At 60.9% G+C, this 20,483-nt stretch carries 17 protein-coding genes; 6 read left to right on the forward strand and 11 right to left on the reverse strand.

Annotated elements, in window-relative coordinates:
• The first annotated feature begins 106 nt into the window (after positions 1-106).
• Together BUE38_RS11375 and recG are read left to right on the forward strand one after the other, a co-directional pair.
• On the forward strand, positions 107-1,030 hold the full coding sequence (locus tag BUE38_RS11375; RefSeq protein ID WP_073435319.1) for a hydrogen peroxide-inducible genes activator: 924 nt from the start codon (positions 107-109) through the stop codon (positions 1,028-1,030).
• Positions 1,027-3,108: an ATP-dependent DNA helicase RecG gene (recG, locus tag BUE38_RS11380; protein WP_073435320.1), complete on the forward strand. Its 2,082-nt coding sequence runs from the start codon at positions 1,027-1,029 to the stop codon at positions 3,106-3,108. The genes BUE38_RS11375 and recG overlap by 4 nt, the downstream gene beginning before the upstream one ends.
• Before the next feature lie 406 nt (positions 3,109-3,514).
• Here recG and BUE38_RS11385 read toward each other — a convergent pair whose 3' ends face one another.
• The 3 genes from BUE38_RS11385 to BUE38_RS11395 form a co-directional block, all read right to left on the reverse strand.
• Positions 3,515-3,871 carry a hypothetical protein gene (locus BUE38_RS11385; protein WP_073435321.1) on the reverse strand — a complete coding sequence of 119 codons (357 nt, stop codon included), beginning with the start codon at positions 3,869-3,871 and terminating at the stop codon, positions 3,515-3,517.
• A gap of 142 nt (positions 3,872-4,013) precedes the next feature.
• Entirely contained in the window at positions 4,014-4,316 is a 303-nt protein-coding gene (locus BUE38_RS11390; RefSeq protein ID WP_255320754.1) for an HU family DNA-binding protein, read from the reverse strand.
• A gap of 165 nt (positions 4,317-4,481) precedes the next feature.
• On the reverse strand, positions 4,482-5,642 hold the full coding sequence (locus BUE38_RS11395) for an NAD(P)/FAD-dependent oxidoreductase (protein WP_084541893.1): 1,161 nt from the start codon (positions 5,640-5,642) through the stop codon (positions 4,482-4,484).
• A 201-nt stretch (positions 5,643-5,843) separates the two neighbouring features.
• Here BUE38_RS11395 and BUE38_RS11400 point away from each other — a divergent pair, with 201 nt between their 5' ends.
• The 4 genes from BUE38_RS11400 to phoR all read left to right on the forward strand — a co-directional run bounded on the left by BUE38_RS11400 (position 5,844) and on the right by phoR (position 9,655).
• Positions 5,844-6,365 carry a chorismate--pyruvate lyase family protein gene (locus BUE38_RS11400; RefSeq protein ID WP_073435324.1) on the forward strand — a complete coding sequence of 174 codons (522 nt, stop codon included), beginning with the start codon at positions 5,844-5,846 and terminating at the stop codon, positions 6,363-6,365.
• 148 nt (positions 6,366-6,513) lie between these two features.
• On the forward strand, positions 6,514-7,410 hold the full coding sequence (gene ubiA / locus BUE38_RS11405) for a 4-hydroxybenzoate octaprenyltransferase (protein WP_073435325.1): 897 nt from the start codon (positions 6,514-6,516) through the stop codon (positions 7,408-7,410).
• Between the two features lie 199 nt (positions 7,411-7,609).
• A complete protein-coding gene (gene phoB / locus BUE38_RS11410; protein WP_073435326.1) occupies positions 7,610-8,299 on the forward strand; it encodes a phosphate regulon transcriptional regulator PhoB in 690 nt (229 codons plus the stop codon).
• Between the two features lie 27 nt (positions 8,300-8,326).
• Positions 8,327-9,655, forward strand: a complete 1,329-nt coding sequence (gene phoR, locus BUE38_RS11415) for a phosphate regulon sensor histidine kinase PhoR (protein ID WP_073435327.1) — start codon at positions 8,327-8,329, stop codon at positions 9,653-9,655.
• A 197-nt stretch (positions 9,656-9,852) separates the two neighbouring features.
• Here phoR and cysZ read toward each other — a convergent pair whose 3' ends face one another.
• The 8 genes from cysZ to uvrD form a co-directional block, all read right to left on the reverse strand.
• Positions 9,853-10,596: a sulfate transporter CysZ gene (gene cysZ / locus BUE38_RS11420; protein ID WP_073435328.1), complete on the reverse strand. Its 744-nt coding sequence runs from the start codon at positions 10,594-10,596 to the stop codon at positions 9,853-9,855.
• Between the two features lie 196 nt (positions 10,597-10,792).
• Positions 10,793-11,536, reverse strand: a complete 744-nt coding sequence (phoU, locus tag BUE38_RS11425; protein WP_073435329.1) for a phosphate signaling complex protein PhoU — start codon at positions 11,534-11,536, stop codon at positions 10,793-10,795.
• A gap of 22 nt (positions 11,537-11,558) precedes the next feature.
• The gene (gene pstB, locus BUE38_RS11430) at positions 11,559-12,332 is read right to left on the reverse strand and encodes a phosphate ABC transporter ATP-binding protein PstB (RefSeq protein ID WP_234986919.1); all 774 of its coding nucleotides are present in this window, start codon (positions 12,330-12,332) and stop codon (positions 11,559-11,561) included.
• Positions 12,333-12,405: 73 nt separating this feature from the next.
• Positions 12,406-14,013, reverse strand: a complete 1,608-nt coding sequence (gene pstA / locus BUE38_RS11435) for a phosphate ABC transporter permease PstA (RefSeq protein ID WP_073435331.1) — start codon at positions 14,011-14,013, stop codon at positions 12,406-12,408.
• On the reverse strand, positions 14,010-15,248 hold the full coding sequence (locus tag BUE38_RS11440) for an ABC transporter permease subunit (protein WP_073435332.1): 1,239 nt from the start codon (positions 15,246-15,248) through the stop codon (positions 14,010-14,012). Before BUE38_RS11440 ends, pstA begins: the two co-directional genes overlap by 4 nt.
• Before the next feature lie 89 nt (positions 15,249-15,337).
• A complete protein-coding gene (locus BUE38_RS11445) occupies positions 15,338-16,303 on the reverse strand; it encodes a phosphate ABC transporter substrate-binding protein (RefSeq protein WP_073435333.1) in 966 nt (321 codons plus the stop codon).
• Between the two features lie 331 nt (positions 16,304-16,634).
• Positions 16,635-17,726 (reverse strand): TRAP transporter substrate-binding protein, encoded by a 1,092-nt coding sequence (locus BUE38_RS11450; protein WP_073435334.1) that lies wholly within the window; start codon positions 17,724-17,726, stop codon positions 16,635-16,637.
• A 422-nt stretch (positions 17,727-18,148) separates the two neighbouring features.
• Positions 18,149-20,356 (reverse strand): DNA helicase II, encoded by a 2,208-nt coding sequence (gene uvrD / locus BUE38_RS11455; protein WP_073435335.1) that lies wholly within the window; start codon positions 20,354-20,356, stop codon positions 18,149-18,151.
• Positions 20,357-20,483: the final 127 nt, after the last annotated feature.

The following is a 20,483-nucleotide window of genomic DNA, read 5'->3' on the forward strand; positions in this document are numbered from 1 at the left end:
GGTAGGTGACGTGACCAGGACCGGGCTGAGCCGGAGCCTCGTGCCTCCGGATTCATGCCGCCGCGCAGCACAATCCCCAGACTCGAGGATGCCGCCAGGCGCCACCATGACTCTAACAGAACTCAGATACATCGTAACCTTGGCTCAGGAGCGCCACTTCGGGCGTGCCGCCGAGCGCTGCTTCGTTTCACAGCCGACTCTGTCCGTGGCGGTGAAGAAACTCGAGGAAGAACTCGAGGTAGCGCTCTTCGAACGCTCCAAGTCGACCGTGCAGGTCACGCCACTGGGCGAGAAGATCGTCGAGCAGGCACAGCGAGTGCTGGAGCAGAGCAGTGCCATCAAGGAACTGGCCACTGCTGGACGCGACCAACTTGCCAGCCCGCTGCGGATCGGAGCCATCTACACCATCGGCCCCTATCTGTTCCCCCACCTGGTTCCGGAGCTGCTGCGTGCAGCACCGCAGATGCCGCTGTACATCGAGGAAGGCTTCACCGGAAACCTGCGCCGCAAGCTGCGCAATGGCGAGCTGGATGCCATCATCGTGGCACTGCCATTCACCGAAACCGACGTGGTCACCAAGCGCCTCTACGACGAGGACTTCGAGATCCTGATGCCCGCGGATCACCCCTGGTCCAATCGCAAGTCAATCGCCAAGGAGCGACTGCTCGACGAACGTCTGCTGCTGCTGGGCGAAGGCCACTGCTTCCGCGACCAGATCCTCGAAGCCTGCCCGGCCATCAGTCAGAAGCTGAACAACCCCAGCAACACTCTCACCGCAGAAGGCGGTTCGTTGGAGACCATTCGCCACATGGTTGCCTCAGGCCTGGGCGTGACCGTGCTGCCGAAATCCGCCATCGGTACCAGCCACTACGAAAATGGTCTGCTGACCAGCCGCCCCTTTGACGATCCCCCCGGACGCACCGTCGCTATTGCCTGGCGTGCCAGTTTCCCGCGGCCCAGGGCCATCGATGCGGTGACCGACGCTATCGCCCGCTGCCGAACGGCGGAACAGGACGCGGAAACGCCGTGATCGAGCTGAAGAGCCCGGTCACGGCACTCAAGGGAGCCGGCGAAGCGCTGGCCCTGAAGCTGGCACGCTTGAAGATCGAGACGGTGGCAGACCTGCTGTTTCATCTACCGTTGCGTTACCAGGATCGCACTCGAATCACCCCGATCGCGACACTGCGCAGCGGCCACGAAGCGGTGGTGGAAGGTGATGTTGCCGCAGCCGATGTGGTACGCGGCCGACGACGCAGCCTGCTGGTACGTATGCGCGATGGCAGCGGCATTCTCAGCCTGCGTTTCTTCCATTTCTCTCCAGCCCAACAACAGCAGTTTCGTACTGGGGTGCGGGTTCGCGCCTTCGGTGAAGCTCGGGCCGGAGCCACGGGCCTGGAGATATATCATCCGGAATACCGTCTGATCGGCGTCAATGAACCACCGGTGGAAGACCATCTGACGCCCATCTACCCCACCACGGAAGGGTTGCACCAGGCGCGCCTGCGAGCCCTGATCGATCAAGCCATGGAGCTGTTGGAGGCGGCCCCCGAGTCACTGCCCGATGGCATTCCCGAAACGCTGCGTCAGCGCTTTGATCTGCCTCCCCTGCACGATTGCCTGACCACTCTGCACCACCCCCCGCCAGACAGTGACGCCGAAGCCCTCAGTGAGGGCCGACACCCGGCCACTCGACGACTCGCCACGGAAGAGCTGCTCGCTCACCAATTGAGCCTGCGCGAGGTGCGCCTGCGTATCCAGACCGACGGGGCTCCGGCCCTGCCCAGTGGACGCGGGCTGAAGGCGCGTTTTCTCGCTCAGCTACCGTTTTCGCTGACCGCCGCGCAACGCCGGGTTCTCGACGAGATCAGCCATGATCTGGCAAGACCCGCGCCCATGCTGCGTCTGGTGCAGGGTGATGTCGGCTCAGGCAAAACGGTGGTGGCGGCCATGTCAGCCCTGACAGCCATCGCTGGCGACTGTCAGGCAGCCATCATGGCCCCCACGGAGCTGCTGGCCGAGCAGCACTACCGCGCCTTTCATGACTGGTTTGCACCACTCGATATCGACGTGGTCTGGTTGTCGGGCAAGCTCAAGGGCAAGGCTCGGCTCGATACCAAGGCGGCAATCGCCGATGGACGGGCACGAATGATCGTCGGTACCCACGCCATCTTCCAGGACGATGTTCACTTCCAGCGTCTGGGACTGGCGATCATCGACGAGCAGCATCGGTTCGGCGTCCACCAGCGCCTCGCCTTGCGCGAGAAGGGAGAGGCCGGTGGGTTGACTCCGCACCAGTTGGTCATGACCGCCACCCCCATTCCGCGCACCCTGGCAATGAGTGCCTATGCCGACCTGGACGTCTCGGTCATTGATGAGCTGCCACCCGGGCGTACCCCGGTGACCACGGCCGTGGTCCCGGATGAGCGTCGTCCAGAGGTGATACAGCGTATTCGCACCGCCTGTGCGGAGGGCCGTCAAGCCTACTGGGTGTGCACGCTGATCGAGGAGTCCGAGGCTATGACCTGCCAGGCCGCCGAAGTGACCCATGAGGAGCTGGCCGAGGCCTTGCCGGAACTGGCCATCGGCCTAGTTCACGGGCGCATGAAAGCCAGTGAGAAGGGCGAGGTAATGGCTGCCTTCAAGTCAGGGGAACTGGATCTATTGGTCGCTACCACGGTCATCGAGGTCGGCGTCGATGTTCCCAATGCCAGTCTGATGATCATCGAGAACCCCGAGCGCCTTGGCCTCTCGCAACTTCACCAGCTCCGTGGTCGCGTCGGGCGGGGCAGTACCGAGAGTTTCTGCGTGCTGCTCTATCACCCACCATTGTCGCTCAGCTCGAAACAACGTCTGGCAGTAATGCGCGAGACCACCGATGGATTCCGTATTGCTGAACGTGACCTCGAGATCCGCGGCCCGGGTGAAGTGCTCGGCACCCGCCAGACAGGACTGGCCCAGATGAAGATCGCCGACCTGGAACGCGACGCAGACCTGCTGCCACGAATCACACCACTGGCCGATGCCCTGCTGGAATCCCAGCCAGATGCCAGCAAGCTATTGATTCGACGATGGTTGGGAGAGGAAGCCGGACGCTATGGGCAGGTGTAGGGGGCATAAGCTATAAGCTGGCGAGCGTCGAGTCCCGAGCTGTCCAGTGCCGCTCCAGCTCCGAGGCACTAGCTTCGAGCTACGAGCAGATCAGTGCCAAACCGGAAATTCCGTGCATTTCTTCGGGGCTCGGGCTCAAGCTCGAGCGCAGCGTGCTCGTAGCTCGCGACCCACATGGATGTGGGAAGTGCGTGTTCGTGTCGGGAACACGAATAGCCGACCTGCATGGATGTGGGGAATGAGGTGTCCACAAAATCGGGGGCATAGTACTCGTAGCTTGTAGCTCGCGACCCACATGGATGTGGGAAGTGTGCATGTTCGTCGGGAACGAACATGTGCCAGCTCGTAGCTCGTAGCTCGTAGCTCGTAGCTCGTAGCTCGTAGCTCGTAGCTCGTAGCTCGTAGCTCAGAGATGCTTCAGCAGACGCTGCAGCCTATCCAGATCCCGAGAGTCGCCCACCACGCGTAACCTGCCTTCCATCAATGCATTGCGGAAGGTGGTCGGACTCGGGCGGCGTAATACCTTGACGGCGCTGTCGGCATCCTGGAAACGCAGTTCGAGGTCGAGATCCACCGGCAGGCCCGCCGCGGAATCGATAGCACGGTGATTCATGCGGTAGTAACGCGCGATGCTCAGGTCCTCGGTGGCGATTCCCCAATCGAGCCCATCGATCTGTTCAAGCTGCTCACGAAAGCGTGCCTTGCGCCGTCGTGCTCGCTTGAGCATTACCGCCAATAACCACAGCATGAATTTCAGCGTCATGGTACCTCGGGATATCAGGGCCTCGAGATGTCAGGCCGGAAAGAGAAATACACGGCCCGGTGACCCGGGCCGCGTGCATCGCCGGTCCCGGGGGCAGGGGCGGCGAGCATTGGGGTAAAGCTGAGACTACCTTCAGCTCTCACTACTTGGCGACAGCGTCCTTGAGCCCCTTGCCGGGACGGAAAGCGACCGTCTTGCTCGCTGGAATCTTCAGCGGCTTGCCGGTCTGGGGGTTCTTGCCGGTGCGGGCAGCACGCTCGCGCACAGTGAAGGTACCGAAACCGATCAGCGCGACATCATTTCCCTGAGAAACACTGCCGGTGATCTCGTCGAGAATGACGTTGAGCACCTGGCTGGCCTTGTCCTTGGAAAGATCGGCACGCTCGGCAATCGCCGCGGCGAGTTCTGGCTTGCGCATACAGCCCTCCTGAGTTTGGCTTGCCACCGGTGTGATGACACCGGTGTCATTGTTATACCTTCGAGTACTTAAGTAGATCCACTTTCTATCGTGCCCAATCGACTCTCGGCGAGCAGAGACGACAAGTACGATAGAAGATAGACGCTCTCAACGGGGCATCAGAATCCATACCAATCCGCACCGTTGACGAATCTAGCCTAGCAACGGCTGGGCCGCCCGCGCCAGTTCGACTTTCCGACGAACGCAGCTTCCCGTCAATGCAAACCCCTGCAATTGCCCCTGATCATCTTCCGCCAACGCCGTCATGTCCTCACCATCGGCCTCGATTCGCCAGTGCACCCGACCATGCACGGGAGGCAGCGATACCACCGGCAACAGCGGCGTCTTGACCAGCACCGGCCAGGCGCCGTAGGAGACCGCTGTCGGTGTACCATTGAGCGTCGCAGCCAGCGCCTTCACGGCAGCCTGCAAGGGCTGAATATACATGGCATTGATGCCCTGCACACAAGCCACATCGCCCAGCGCATGCACATGACGCACACTGGTGGACAGCCGTCGATCAACCTGGATGCCATCGCTGCCCACCTGGAGTCCTGCTTCAACAGCCAGCTCGGTGCGAGGTTTCAAGCCCGTTGCCACCAGCACCAGATCGGCCTCCAGGCGCTGTCCATCATCCAGCACCAATACCGCTTGTCCCCCTTCCTCGTCGACCCTCGTCACCAGCCGCTGGTAACGCACCTCGATGTCCGACGCAGCAAAAGCACGCCCCAGTGCCTGCCCCAGCGGTTCAGGCAGCAAACGCGGCAACAGAGCCTGTTCGGGCCCCACCAACGTCACCTGATGCCCTCCGGCGTGCAGATCATTGGCGAATTCACAGCCCACCAGGCCCAGGCCGATAATGGCCACCCGCGCCGGGCGCCCCAGCGCCTCAAGTGCGGCATGAAAGGCACGATAGTCATCAAGGTCATTGATCGAGAATATCCGGCCAGCCAGAGCCGTCGGCACTTCAAAGGGCGGGCAGGGTACGGCCCCTGTGGCCAGCACCAGGTCTGACCAGGCCAGACGTTCCTCACCGATCAACAATTGCCGGGCATCGGTATCGATGGCGTCGACACGGGTCCGAGTACGCACGACGGCATTGAGCTGGTCCGCCACCTCCAGCGCTGATCGCATGGCCAGACGCTGTGGCGGCAGGCGCTTGGCAAACCCAGTGGACAGCAGCGGCTTGGAATAATCATCGCCACTATCGGCAGTAATCAGAGTGATTGGCCGCTCATTTCCCAGCGCACGCAGTTGACGGGCCAGTCCAATACCCGCCATACCAGTGCCGATAATCGTCAGGGGTGCTTGCATCTTGCTTCCTCGGATCCTTGCAGGCTGGCAGTAGCCCGCCTGGGCCATTCCTGTGTGTGCCACATGGTACACTAACGCCCCCTCCGCCTCGCTGCATGTGGCGGTATCGGCGTATTGGCCGAGGAAACACCTGATCAGAAAGTGAACCGGCGCCATATGTGAATACGTGTGGTGCGAGTGACATGAGGTTTGGACAGCGCAATGACACAGGACCCTCGATGGCAGCCATTGGCGGCCGCTCGCCCCAGGATGAGCGAAGGCTGGTGGCACTGGGTAGCCTCACGAGATTCTCTGACCCAGCGACTGATTCAGGCTGCTGGAGAGCGTCATTTCGAAGTCCGCCTGCTCGATGAACGCAGCGGTCAGCCGTACTACGACGAAGCAGCCGCGCTCGGTCTGGTGGACGGGCGCCGCACCTGGCTGCGAGAGGTGGCATTGTGTGTCGGTGGTCAACCCTGGGTAGTGGCTCGCTCGGTGGCGCCCTTGATACCCAGGCGCTCGGCTCCCTTCGCCGGTCTCGGCGAGACGTCACTGGGCAGTTGGCTGTTTCGCCAGCCGGACCTGCAGCGCAGTCCCATCGAAGTCTGCCAGTCCCCCCGCCCGATCCAGGGCGAAACAGGTATCTGGCAGCGCCGCTCGGTATTTCACCATGGCGGCTGGGCCGTATTGGTCCAGGAGGCCTTTCTGCCCCGGATGTGCGAAGAGCTGTGCCTGGCCCCCTGACCCTGGTGTGGCGTCCGGGACGTCACACCAGGGTTCCGGCGATACTGGCCAAGTCGGACCTGCCGCGATAGTGTGATGCAAGTTCCGTTCAAGCCCTGTTGATCATCAACTTATCGATCAACCAGGCAGCCAACCATGAGATAGCCAGATGGATCGATCCCTGCTGCGCCCGACGGGGCTGTTGACACGTTTCCCCGACTTCCTTGCCTTGATGCGTCTTGACCGCCCCATCGGCACCTGGCTGTTGATGTGGCCGACGCTATGGGCGCTATGGGTCGCCTCCGAAGGCATTCCGGCGCGCAACACGCTGTTGATCTTCGTCGTAGGGGTCTATCTGATGCGTGCGGCCGGCTGTGTGGTCAACGACTACGCGGATCGCCACTTCGATGGCCACGTCAAGCGCACCCGGAATCGCCCTCTGGCCACTGGGCGCATCTCTGAAGGTGAGGCAAGGGCGCTGTTTGCTACTCTGCTGATTGCTGCCTTCGTACTGGTGTGGTTCACCAACGGCTTCACCGTCTGGTTGTCACTTGTCGGTGCAGCCCTGGCCGCCAGCTATCCCTTCATGAAGCGCTATACCCACTTCCCGCAGGTGGTGCTGGGCGCGGCCTTCTCCTGGGCGATTCCCATGGCCTTCGGGGCGGTACTCGGCGAAGTGCCTCCGGTCGCCTGGCTGCTGTTTGCCGCCAATGTGTTGTGGACGGTGGCCTACGACACCCAGTACGCCATGGTCGATCGCGATGACGATCTCAAGGTAGGAATCAAATCAACGGCAGTGCTGTTCGGGCGTTACGACTGCCTGATCATCGGTCTGCTGCAACTGGCCACCCTGGCACTGCTGATCTGGGCGGGAGTGCTGCTTCAGCTCGGGGGCTTCTACTGGTTGGGCCTTGCCGCCATGGCGGCCACTTTTCTGCACCAGCAGCGGCTGATTCGTGACCGTGATCGCGACCGCTGTTTCCAGGCCTTTCTCAACAATCACTGGTCCGGCATGTTGGTGTTTGCAGGGCTGGCGCTGAGCCTGTATCCCGACCTCACGCCCTGAGATTATCGCGGCTGCGCCCGATATGAGCCCGGGCCACCTCAATCGAGACCATATCGAGAAAGCCGCGTGGATTCGGCTCTGGAGAGCAGATGACGGTCAACCAGAGCCCCGTTTCTGCATATACTGTAACTGGAATGTCATAATTAAATGCTGTCATCGTCAACGAGTTTTTGACGCCCCTGACTCATGAGGCCCCGGGATGACCGCCAAGACCGTTCTTATCGTCGATGATGAAGCGCCTATCCGCGAGATGATCGCTGTGGCGTTGGAAATGGCTGATTATCGCGTGCTCGAGGCCGATAATGCCCAATCCGCGCATGCCATCATCGTCGACCACCAGCCCGACCTGGTGCTGCTTGACTGGATGATGCCCGGTACCAGCGGCATCGAATTGGCCCGTCGCCTCAAGCGCGAGGAAACCACAGCGGAACTGCCGATCATCATGCTCACCGCCAAGGGTGAGGAAGACAACAAGATCCAGGGACTCGACGCCGGCGCCGACGATTACATCACCAAACCGTTCTCGCCCCGTGAGCTGGTGGCCCGCCTCAAGGCGGTTCTGCGCCGAGCGACACCACGTGGTATTGAAGACCCGGTCGAGGTGGAAGGCCTGATGCTGGATCCGGTCAGCCATCGTGTCAGCGTCGATGGCAAGTCACTGGACATGGGCCCAACCGAGTATCGCCTGCTACAGTTCTTCATGACCCATCAGGAACGCGCCTACACCCGAGGCCAACTGCTCGATCAGGTGTGGGGGGGTAATGTCTATGTCGAGGAGCGCACCGTGGATGTTCATATCCGACGTCTGCGCAAGGCACTCGGAGAGCCGCATCAGCAACTGATTCAGACGGTCCGCGGCACCGGCTACCGCTTCTCCGCCAAGGTGTAGGGGCCGAATCACCTTGAAGGGGTACTAGTGGGACTTCTCTGGCGACGCGAATTATGGCGACTGACGGCACTGGTAACGACCGGTGCTCTGCTCGGCTGGCCGTTTTCACTGACCGCCTGGGGCATCATCGTCGGCCTTGCATTGATGCTCGCTCATCATCTACGTCAGCTGCATGCTCTGCATGACTGGCTGAGGTATCGCCCGCAGCAGGAACCACCGACTTCCAGCGGCATCTGGGGCGAGCTGTTCGATCGCCTGTACCGCTACCAGAAAGGGCAACGCATCACCCAGCGACGCCTGCGCTCGACGCTGCAACGCATTCAGGAGTCGTCCGAGGCCATGCGCGACAGCGTGGTGATGCTCGACCGCCATGGTGATCTGGAATGGTGGAACAGTGCCGCCGAGCGCATGCTCGGACTCAAACCGGCGCTGGATCGTGGCCAGCACATCACCAACCTGATGCGCGACCCCCGCTTTGTGGGCTACTTCAACGGCCGTGACTACCGTGAACCGCTGACCCTGGCCTCGCCCATCGACGAAAACATGATGCTGCAGTTTCAGATCACTCTCTACGGTGACGACGAACGACTGCTGATGGCCCGAGATATCACCCGCCTGCACCGCCTCGAACAGATGCGCAGGGACTTCGTGGCCAACGTCTCCCACGAGCTGCGCACGCCATTGACGGTCCTTACCGGCTATCTGGAGACCTACAGCGATCTGTCGACGATGCTGCCGGAACGGCTGGCACGCGGTATCGACCAGATGCAGGGCCAGACGCAACGCATGCAGAACCTGGTCAATGACCTGCTGCTGCTGTCGCGACTGGAGAATGATCAGGGCGGCAGTGACCATGTGCGTCTCGACCCACACAGCCTGTTGCAGGCCGTACAACGCGATGCCCTGGCGCTATCCAGCGACCGTCAGCAGATCGAGATCAGTGTCGAGGATCCGCACGCCCTCTGGGGTAGCGAAAAGGAAGTTCACAGCGCGTTGTCCAACCTCGCCTTCAATGCCGTGCGCTATGCCGGTGACGGCGCCACCATCCAGCTACGCTGGCGTTCCTGTCAGGGCGGCGCCTGCTTCGAGGTCGAGGATGATGGTGAGGGCATCGACCCTCGCCATATCCCACGCCTCACCGAGCGCTTCTATCGCGTCGACAAGGGCCGCAGTACGGCCACCGGCGGCACTGGCCTGGGGCTGGCGATCGTCAAGCATGTACTGCTTCGCCACAACGCTCACCTGGACATCAGCTCGAGACCCGGTGAGGGAGCTATCTTCCGCTGCGTCTTCCCGCCCCAGAGACTGGTTGATGCCGCCGCCAATGACGAGCACCTGCGCCGCGAAGCCTATTAACATGGCAATCAAATAGCTCATCCTGATCGATTTGATTGTCGTCCGCACCACACTGGCGCAGATGCGCGGATCTGCTGGTGTGGTGCGGCCTCGCGTCGGCCTGATGGCCGACGGCGACACGTCCCTGTGTCGCCATTAACCCAACATAAAAGCATGCCGAGTTAATAGTGTGGTGTTTCACAAGTTATAGCCAGGTCTCAGTTCCTGCCCTTCTGATGGGTCACGGCCGGAAGTTGTCGATAATGCTGATCCCACATCAGCACCGCGCCTGCCACGGCTCCCGGCAGCAGAAACAGGTTGGCCAGCGGGATCCAGGTGACCAGTGTCACCAGACCGCCGAAACTGAGACTCGGCCACCAGCGAGCCGACAGCCGTTGGCGCATGTCGCGGAAGCTGACCTTGTTGTTGTCCATCGGGTAATCGAGATAGGTGATGGCCATGACCCAGGCGGTGAACATGGCCCACAACAGCGGTGCGACCAGATTCAGTACCGGGATCCAACTGAAGATGAACAGCGCGATCATGCGCGGAAGAATATACGCCAGCTTGACCATCTCACGCCCCAGAGCATCAACACCGGTCTTCAGCCAACCGCGGTCATCGAGCGGTTCCCTTCCGGTCAACTCGACCTCGGCACGTGCTGCCAGAAAGCCATAGAAGGGCGCAGCGATCAGGTGTGTCACCAGGGTGAAGGAAAAGAACACGATCAACACCAGGCTGACCACAAACAACGGCCAGATCAGCCATTCCAGCCAGCTCAACCAGCCCGGTACCATGGCCATCCAGCTTTCCAGCCAACCACCGAACTCACTCAGCACATAGCCGAACATCGCCGCATAGACCAGTAGATTGATGAGGATCGGCAGGAAGACATAGCGCCGCAATCCGCGACTGTAGACCAGGCGAGTACCGCGTCGCATGGCATCCATAGCGTTCAACATGTCACATATCCTTGGCAAGACATTCACACCCCCACAGCGCAACAACATCGACAGCACAAACATCGACAACGACAACGACAACGACAACGACAACGGGCCATCGTCTGTGACGATGGCCCGCAGGGACACTGGCATGGCACCGTCCCATGGGGGCGGGCCTATTGACGCCGCTTATGCCTCAGAGGTCAAGAGTCGCCTACGCCTTGTTGCCATTACGGGGTCCTGTAATGGCGTCATGGTCGAGGTCTTCCGGATCGGTATGGCGGATATCCAGTCCCTTGACCAGATAGATGACATACTCGGCCAGGTTGTTGGCATGGTCACCGATACGCTCCAGAGCTCGCAGGATCCACATTACACCCAGTACCGAGGAAATCGAGCGCGCATCCTCCATCATGAAGGTCATCAGCGCACGCATGGCACTCTGATACTCGCTATCGACGCGCTCGTCTTCCTGTACCACTTCCATGGCCAGCTCGGTGTCGAAACGTGCGAAGGAGGTCAGTGCATCACGAACCATGTGACGTACATGCTCGCTGATATTGCGGACTTCCACGAAGCCTCTGGTACCGTTGTTGCTGTCGATGAGTTCGAGGGCATTGCGGGCGATCTTGCTGGCTTCGTCGCCGATTCGCTCGAGATCGGAAGCAGCACGGATCACCGCCAGCACCAGGCGCAGGTCCGAAGCCGCCGGCTGACGCCGAGCCAGCACACGAGTGCACTCGTCATCAATCTTGATCTGCATGTCATTGACGGCTCGGTCGTTGTCGACCACTCGCTCGGCCAGTGACGAGTCACTGTCGAGTAGCGCACTGACCGCGTCCTGAACCTGCTTCTCGACCAGCCCACCCATGGCCATCAGGTGGGTCTTGAGTTCCTCGAGTTCATTGTTGAACTGGCGGGAAATATGCTGGCTGTGGGTATCGCTGGTGATATCCATGGGTCTCTCCTGTCGAGCGGGGTCAACCGACCATTCGCCCGGTAATGTAATTCTCGGTGCGCCTCAGCCGAGGGTGGGTGAACAGAGTATCCGTTGATCCATACTCGACCAGCTCACCGTCATGCAGAAACGCTGTGTAATCCGACACCCGTGCCGCCTGTTGCATATTGTGAGTCACCAGCACCAGGGTGAGATGCGGCTTCAGGTTGCCGATCAGTTCCTCAATCTTCAGTGTTGAAATGGGGTCGAGTGCCGACGCCGGTTCATCCAGCAACAGCACCTCCGGCTCGACAGCCAGGGTGCGGGCAATCACCAGGCGCTGTTGCTGACCACCTGACAGCGACCAGGCCGACGCCCTCAGGCGTCCCTTTACTTCATCCCACAGGGCAGCCGACTTCAGTGCCCATTCGACCACATCATCGATACGTCGCTTGCTCAAACCTCCCTGCAGACGCAGACCAAAGGCCACATTGTCGTAGATCGACATGGGGAAAGGATTGGGCGCCTGAAATACCATGCCGACCCGTCGTCTGAGTTCCGCCACCGCCACTCGAGGATCATGAATGTCGTGCCCTTCCAGGTGGATAGAGCCCTGCCGGGTCACGCTCTCGTTCAGATCATGCAGGCGATTGAGAGCACGCAACAGCGTGGACTTGCCGCAACCCGAGGGACCGATGAAAGCCGTCACACGATGGCGAGGAATACGCAGGGTCAGATCCCTGAGCGCCTGCTTGCCATCATAGGCGAGCGTCAGCCCCTTGATATCAAGGCTGGTCTCGGTAGTGGGAAAATCCATGATGGCCCCATTCCGAGTTCTCTGAATATCGGCATCCTGCGAGTTACGATTGGCGGACATCAACTCCCCAGCCTCATTGACGCGCGAACGCGCCATGACGCGTGCGCAGATAGTGACGCAAGAATATTGCAGTAAGGTTAAGCACCAGGATCACCAGTACCAGAAGTAGCGCTGTGGCATAGATCAGCGGCAGCGCCGCCTGCACATCGCTGGAGTGAAAGGCGGCATCGTAGATGTGATAGCCGAGGTGCATGAACTTGCGCTCCAGGTGCAACCAGGGAAACTCGCCATCCAGCGGCACCTGGGGGGCCAATTTGGCCACGCCCACCAGCATCAGGGGGGCAACCTCACCGGCGGCACGTGCCACCGCCAGAATCACGCCGGTCAACATCGCCGGCATCGCCATCGGCAGCACCACACGAGTCAGCATCTCCAGGTGGGTGGCTCCCAGCGCCAGGGCACCTTCACGCTGATGCATGGGAATCCTCGCCAGGCCTTCCTCGGTGGCTACAATCACCACCGGCAGGGTCAACAGCGCCAGCGTCAGCGATGCCCACAGCAGACCACCGGTACCGAAGGTCGGCGATGGCAGGGTCTCGGCGAAGAACCACTCATCCAGCTGGCCCCCTATCCCATAAACGAAAACACCCAGTCCGAAGACGCCATAGACAATCGACGGCACCCCAGCGAGATTGCGGACACCGATTCGCACCAGCCGCGTCAGTCGCCCCTGATGAGCCACTTCGTTGAGATAGACCGCCGCCAGCACACCAAAGGGTGTGACCAGGATCGACATCAGGATGACCATCAGTACCGTGCCGAAGATGGCCGGCCATACGCCCCCGGCGGTATTCGCTGCACGCGGCCCCTCGGACAGATACTGCCAGACGCCACTGGACCAGCGCCCGACCTTCTGCCACGCACTCATGGCATTGGGTCGCAGGACAGTGTCGACTTCCTCGAGAGGCTGCTCAAGTCGTCGTCCCTCGGCGGTCTCGAGGATCAGCACCGCACCGGTCATCCCGGACTGCAGATCACGGGCCTGCTGCTGGAGTTCAGCGAGCTGCTGGTGAATTCGGACATCATCGCTGTTGCTTCCCGGATCATGGTTGCTTTCCGGACCATTGCTGCTTTCCAGGCGGCGAATCAGCGGAATGATTTGTGTCGCCTCCAGTTCACGGCGCAGCTGTCTCTGTTGGCGAATCTCGTCCAAACGCTCCTCAAGGCGCTGCCAGGCCAGCTCACCATCGAAACGCCTGCCATCAATATTGACCGCCACCAGTCGGCCCAGGAAGTCGCTCCAGCGCATACGCTTGATATGGACAAGGTCTTCCGGTGCGGAGTCCTGGCGGATGTCCTCGACGTTCACCCAGCGCCAGATGCCTCCGGAAGCGTCACGGTTGGCGGTGAAATAACGACGTTCACTGCCGGCGTCTTCCGGTCGCTGGCGAGTCTCCACCGGCACCCCAATGACCTGGCTACCATCTGCCAGTGTCAGTTGATGCACACTGGCCGGCCAGAAGTTGGCCAGACCACGGCTCATCAACAGCACCAGCAGAGCTCCCAACATCAACAGCGACAGCGCCACGGCCATGGCGCACCACCAGGCCCAGGGGCCCTCACCACCGCGCCAGCGGCCAGACCGAGCCGGCGGCACTGCGGTATGTCCGGGAATATTCATGAGTCACTCCGCAGCATCCGAAAACGCCGTCTCAGCCGAGTACGTACCAGCTCAGCCAGGGTATTGACGAGGAAAGTGAACAGGAACAATGCCAGGGCAGCGAGGAGCAGCAGACGATAGTGGGTGCCACCAGGACCAGCCTCGGGCAGCTCAATGGCAATACTCGCCGCCAGCGAGCGCAGACCATCCAGAGGGTTGCCATTCATCAACGCGGTATTGCCACTGGCCATCAATACGATCATGGTTTCCCCTACGGCGCGTCCTGCTCCGATCATCACCGCCGAGAAGATACCCGGCCAGGCCACCGGCAACACAACCCGTGTCAGCGTCTGCCAACGCGTCGCCCCCATTGCCTGAGCGCCATCGGAAAGATCACGCGGCACATCCACCAGCGCTTCTTCGGCCAGCGCATAGATACCCGGCATCACCGCAAAGCCCATGGCCAGCCCGAGGATCAGTGCATTGCGAGCCTCGACATCCCACCCCAATTGCGTCTCGACCCACAAGCGCAGATCACCGCCGAACCACCAGCCTTCCAGCAGTGGTGCCAGCCAATGGGCCAGCCATACCAGTACGATCAACCAGGGAATCAACCACATCGAGGCCCAGCGCAATGACAATACCAGCCGCCAGCTACTCGGCAGGCAGCGGCGAACGCCGGCCAGCACAATCACTCCCAACGGCAGCAACAGCACCGTCGTCAGGGCGATCGCCAGATGCTGTTCGACCCAGGGGCCAAGAACCAATCCAGCAATGAAGCCCAGTACCACGCCAGGCATCGCTTCCATCAGCTCGAGGGTGGGCTTGATCCGCGCGCGCAGTGGCCGTGACATATACAGGCTGGAGTGGATGGCAGCCCCCAGCGCCAGCGGCACCGCCAACACCAGCGCCCAGGCAGCGGCTTCCAGCGTCCCCCAGGCCAGCGGGACCAGGCTGACATAGGCCGCTTCCCCTTCGTCCAGACGATAGGGCAGCCAGCGATACTCGAGGCCATCAGCGTAGGGTTGAGCCTGCCACAGTGCGGATAGTTCCAGCTCAGGGGCCGTACTGGAGAACGGCAGAAACAGAGGCAGGACTTCCACGGCCAGAAACACGCCGATGGCCAATACCGCCAACAGCACCCCAATGCCGCCAGCGGTGATCAGGGCTCTGGCCAGCCGATCACGCCGCTGGCGATAGCGGTGAGAATGCAGTGGGCTCTGCGCCGAAAAGTCGGACGTAGGCGTATCAGGCATGGAAGTCAGCGACCGGGTTCATATAGCAAAGTTAAGGCAATTTCATGACAGACACATGACAGCCCATGGCCCACGAAACCGCCGGGTCGTCAGGAACTGCCTGGCGAACTCTCCACAGCCCCGAAGGGGGCCAGGCCGAGAAGCTGTCGCTGTACCTCCAGTTCGGGGACCGGTAGAGCAACAAATCCCAATTCGGCCACCACCTGTTGTCCTCGCGGCGACAGAATCAGATCCAGCAACGCCTGTTCCGGTGGTGGCAGAGGGCGATTCGGGGGACTATTGACGTAGAGCAGCAACTCCCTCGCCAGTGGATAACGCTCATTGCGCAGGGTTTGAGGACCAGGACTGACTGCGGCCCCCTGCGGCCCGATGGCCAGGGTATGTACATCAGCCGTCAGGTGGTTGAGACCAGCATAGCCAATGGCCCCAGGGTCCGCTCCCACCGCTGCGACCACTGCTGCCGACCCTGGAGCCGCACTGACCGTTACCCGAAAATTACCATTGCACAGTGCCTTGCGACGAAATAACCCATGGGTACCGGACACTGCGTTGCGCCCGTACAGGTGAATGCGGCCGGCGGGAAACTCCAGCCCCAACTGCTGCCAGTGCGTGATTTCCGCTTCGGCACCACAGCGCCGGGTATCGGAAAAGATCGCGTCCAACTGCTGCTCCGTGAGCTGCCGGAGGGGATTGTGACGATTCACCACAACCACCAAAGCATCGCGTCCCACTGCAACACGCGTCGGCTCATAGCCATGGCGCTCGACGAAGTCGGCACGTTCCTCGTCGAACATCGGTCGAGACATCGGTCCGATCAGGGCAGTACCCGCCGTCAAGGCAGTAGGCGCACTTGCCGAACCACTGGCCTGCATCTGCACGCGCAGGCCGGGATGCTCCTGCCCCAGCAGTTCGCCCCAGCGCAGCATCAATTCCGCCATGGTGTCGGAACCCACAGTATCCAGGCTGCCAACGATATCATCTGCCGAGCCCCAGGCAGGGACCAGGCTGAAGCAGCACAGACACACAAGACGCAGGATACGTCGCAATCGCAACATGCTTCCTCCACAGCAGAACAGCGGATGGCCATGACGACCAGGCGGATAACTCAGGGACGAATCATCACAACACCCTGTCATGACCACAAGGTGATGACCACAAGGCGGTGACAACAAGCATGGTCGTCACACCTGATTGCAACCATTGGTTACAACAATAGCCACGGCCATGACAACAAGCATCATCATGACGATGGCTATGGCCGATGACATCTCACGACAGCGAAGAAAGGGCGCGATACCAGGTGATCAGCATCAGCGGGTGATGACCGTACTGGATGCAGGGAAGGAATGGCAGGACTCCGCTGACGGAGCCCTGCCTGTCGACTCGTCAGCTCTGGATGACGCTCTCGCGCACCTTGAGATAGGCGAACTCACCAACATCAGTAAATCCACGAACCTGGGTCTGGAAGGCCTGGTAGGACTCGAAGATCCGTGCCGACTCGGGGTCACTATCGACCTGCTGCTGAAGCACCTTCTGCGAGGACTCATACAACGCCTTGACGACATCCTCGGGGAAGGCCCGCAGTTGAACGTCATGCTCTTCGACCAGGGTCTTCAGCGCTTCGGCATTGCGCAACGCAAACTCGCTGATCATGGCCAGATTCGAGGCCATGGCTGCTTCTGCCACCACAGCCTTGAGGTCGTCCGGCAGTGCATTCCAGGCATCCAGATTGACCGTGCCTTCAAGCACCGCGCTGGGCTCGTTCCACGCCGAAGTGTAGTAGTAGTCCGCCACCTGATGCAGACCGAAGGCAAGGTCATTATAGGGGCCAACCCAGTCCGCTGCATCGAGCACGCCGGTCTGCAGCGAGGTAAATATCTCACTGCCGGGGATAGTCAGGGTCGAGACACCGATGTCACTCATCGCTTCCCCGGCCAGGCCCGGCAGGCGCAGCTTGAGCCCCTGCATATCGTCGAGGGAGTTGATTTCCTTCTTGAACCAACCAGCCATCTGGGTTCCGGTGTTGCCCACCGGGAAGGGCTTGAGGTTGTGCTGAGCGTAGAGCTCATCCCACAATTTCTGGCCATCACCATGGTACAGCCAGGCATTGGTCTCGGTGGTGGTCATGCCGAACGGCACCGCGGTGAAGAACTGTGATGCCGCGACCTTGCCACGCCAGTAATAGGAGGCGGAATGGCCCATCTCCGCGGTCCCCTGAGAGACGGCATCGAACACTTCCAGTGCCGGTACCATCTCACCGGCGCCGTGTACCTTGATGCGCATACGTCCACCGGACATACGCTCGATACGGTCAGCGAGATCGTTGGCTCCAGTTCCCAGCCCGGGGAAGTTCTTCGGCCAGGACGTCACCATGTTCCAGGTAATGGTTTCCTGGGCGCTGGCGGTGTTGACGAAGGGGGCGGCGGCAACACCGGCAGCGCCAATGCCGGCGGTCTTGAGAAAGGAACGGCGTTCCATGGGGCGTGCTCCTGAGGTTATTGTTGACCTAGTGTGGCGTTCCACAAGTTGGCATGATTTCAGCGCGTCATACCGGGTCGATGGCCAGACGCCGCTTGCAGGGAATGGCTACTACCCTTTCCAAAAGCGGCAACACCGCCAGCGGCCCGGTATGGCGCGCCCCGTGGGAGCCATCAGGTGCCGCTGGTGCTGTGTTGTGTCCCTGGTCCATATAGTCGATATGAACGGCGGAACACGCCAGGGTGCTGGACCACGTGCCCCAACGGCACCTGATGGTTCTGAAACACGATGAACTTGCGGGACACCACACTAGAACATCAGCGCCGCATCGCTCCAGCGGCGCAATGTCCGCCAGGCAGTATGCGGGAAACTGAAATCAGCCTGCAAGCGAGCGCCGCCGACGACGACACCCTGGTGTGGCGTTACAGCGGAGTCAGTTTGGCAAAGCCCAGCACCAGCCACTTGTCACCTTCGTCCTCGAAGCTGACATGCACACGAGCCCGCTCCCCCTGGCCTTCGGCATTGAGAATGACCCCATCGCCGAATACTGGATGGGAGACACGTTGACCCAGCGCCAGCGCCGGGAGACCGTCGCTGGCCTCGATACCAGCCTGCTGCCAGCGCGACGGCGTGGGCCTGGCTGTGACCGGCCGTGATACCTGGCCACGCAGGCGGATTTCCTCGAGCAGCGACTCCGGCAATTCGCGCAGGAAGCGCGACGGTCGCTGGAAGGTTTCCTTGCCATGCATACGGCGTATCTCGGCATGGGTCAGGTAGAGCTTGCGCATGGCGCGCGTCACGCCCACGTAACACAGGCGTCGCTCTTCCTCGAGTCGACCCGGCTCTTCCAGCGACATGCGATGGGGAAAGAGTCCTTCTTCCACCCCAGCGATGAACACCACCGGAAACTCCAGCCCCTTGGCCGAGTGCAGCGTCATCAACTGCACACTGTCCTCGAACTCATCAGCTTCGTGCTCACCGGCGTTGAGTGCAGCCTCGGCAAGAAAGGCCTCGAGCGCCGCCATGCCTTCACCGATCTCGACATCGTCCTGCGCCGTTTCCCCGTGGACGAAGGCCCGCGCTGCATTGATCAGTTCCTCCAGGTTCTCTACCCTCGCCTGGCCCTTCTCGCCCTTTTCGTTGCGATGGTGTTCGATCAATCCCGAGCGTTCATTGATCACCTCGATGATCTGGTGCAGCTCGAGGCTGGACACCTCGTCATCGAGGCCATCGATCAAGTCGGCAAAAGCCTTGAGTGCCGTTGCTGCCCGGCCTTTCAGCGAGCCATCAGCGAGTGAGTCATGCAGGGCCTGCCACAGTGAGGCTTCCGCGTGGCGCGCGCGCTCACGCAGGATCTCGACCGTGCGGGTGCCGATCCCTCGCGCCGGCACATTGATGACCCTCTCCAGCGAGGCGTCATCATCACGATTGAGCAATAGACGCAGATAGGCCAGCGAATTCTTGATCTCGAGACGCTCATAGAAGCGGTGACCACCGTAGATGCGATAGGGCATGCCCTGACGAATCAGGGTTTCCTCGAGGATCCGCGACTGGGCATTGGAGCGGTAGAGAATGGCGATATCACGGCGGTTGAAGCCCTCATCGACCTTCTCCTTGATGGTATCGACGATGAAGCGTGCCTCATCCATATCGTTGAAGCCGGCATACACCGAGATCGGCTCGCCACGCTCCCCTGCTGTCCACAGCTCCTTGCCCATGCGGTCGGAGTTCTGACGAATCAGGGTATTGGCTGCCTCGAGGATGGCGCTGGTCGAGCGATAGTTCTGCTCAAGGCGTACGGTGCGGGTATCGGAAAACTCCTCCTCGAAACGGCGAATGTTCTCGACCCGTGCACCACGCCAGCCATAGATCGACTGGTCGTCATCACCCACCACCGTCATCGGGGTGCGCTGGCCGGTCAGCAGCTTGAGCCAGGCATACTGCAGGGTGTTGGTATCCTGGAACTCATCGACCAGCACATGGCCGAAGCGCTCCTGATAGTGTGCCAGCAACGCTGGATTGTCGCGCAACAGCTCGAGGCTGCGTAACAGCAGTTCACCGAAATCGACCAGTCCACCACGTTCACAGGTCAACTGATAGGTATCGTACAACGCCACCATCTGCTCGACGTAGGCATCGCTGTTGATTCTTACCTGATGCGGTCGCAACCCTTCTTCCTTGCAGCCGGAAATGAACGATTGCACCTGACGAGGCGGAAAACGCTCGTCATCGACCCGGGCATCCTTCAGCAGACGCTTGACCAAACGCAGCTGATCATCGGAATCGATGATCTGGAAATGCTGCGGGAGACGCGCATCCTGCCAGTGAGTGCGCAATAGACGGTGGGCGATGGAGTGGAAAGTACCGACCCAGACATGCCGCAACGACATCTTCAGCACCGCCTCGAGGCGGGTACGCATCTCGCGCGCGGCCTTGTTGGTAAAGGTCACGGCCAGTACCGCATAGGGCGACAGGCCTTCGACCTGCATCAGCCATGCAATGCGGTGTACCAGCACCCGTGTCTTGCCGGAGCCGGCCCCGGCCAGCACCAGCATGTTGCCTTGCGGGGCGCATACCGCCTCGTGCTGAGCCGAATTGAGGCCGTCGATGATCGGCGTGACATCATCCATGGACAGATATCGCTATGGTCGCAAATGGACGCCCAGTCTATCACAGCGATGCTGGATGGATAGACAGTGGAGGAGGCCTACGGCCGTAAGCCGCGAGTCACGAGCTGATCAGTGCCGCCCCATGGAT

The organism is Halomonas cupida, from assembly GCF_900142755.1.
Lineage (GTDB): Bacteria > Pseudomonadota > Gammaproteobacteria > Pseudomonadales > Halomonadaceae > Halomonas > Halomonas cupida.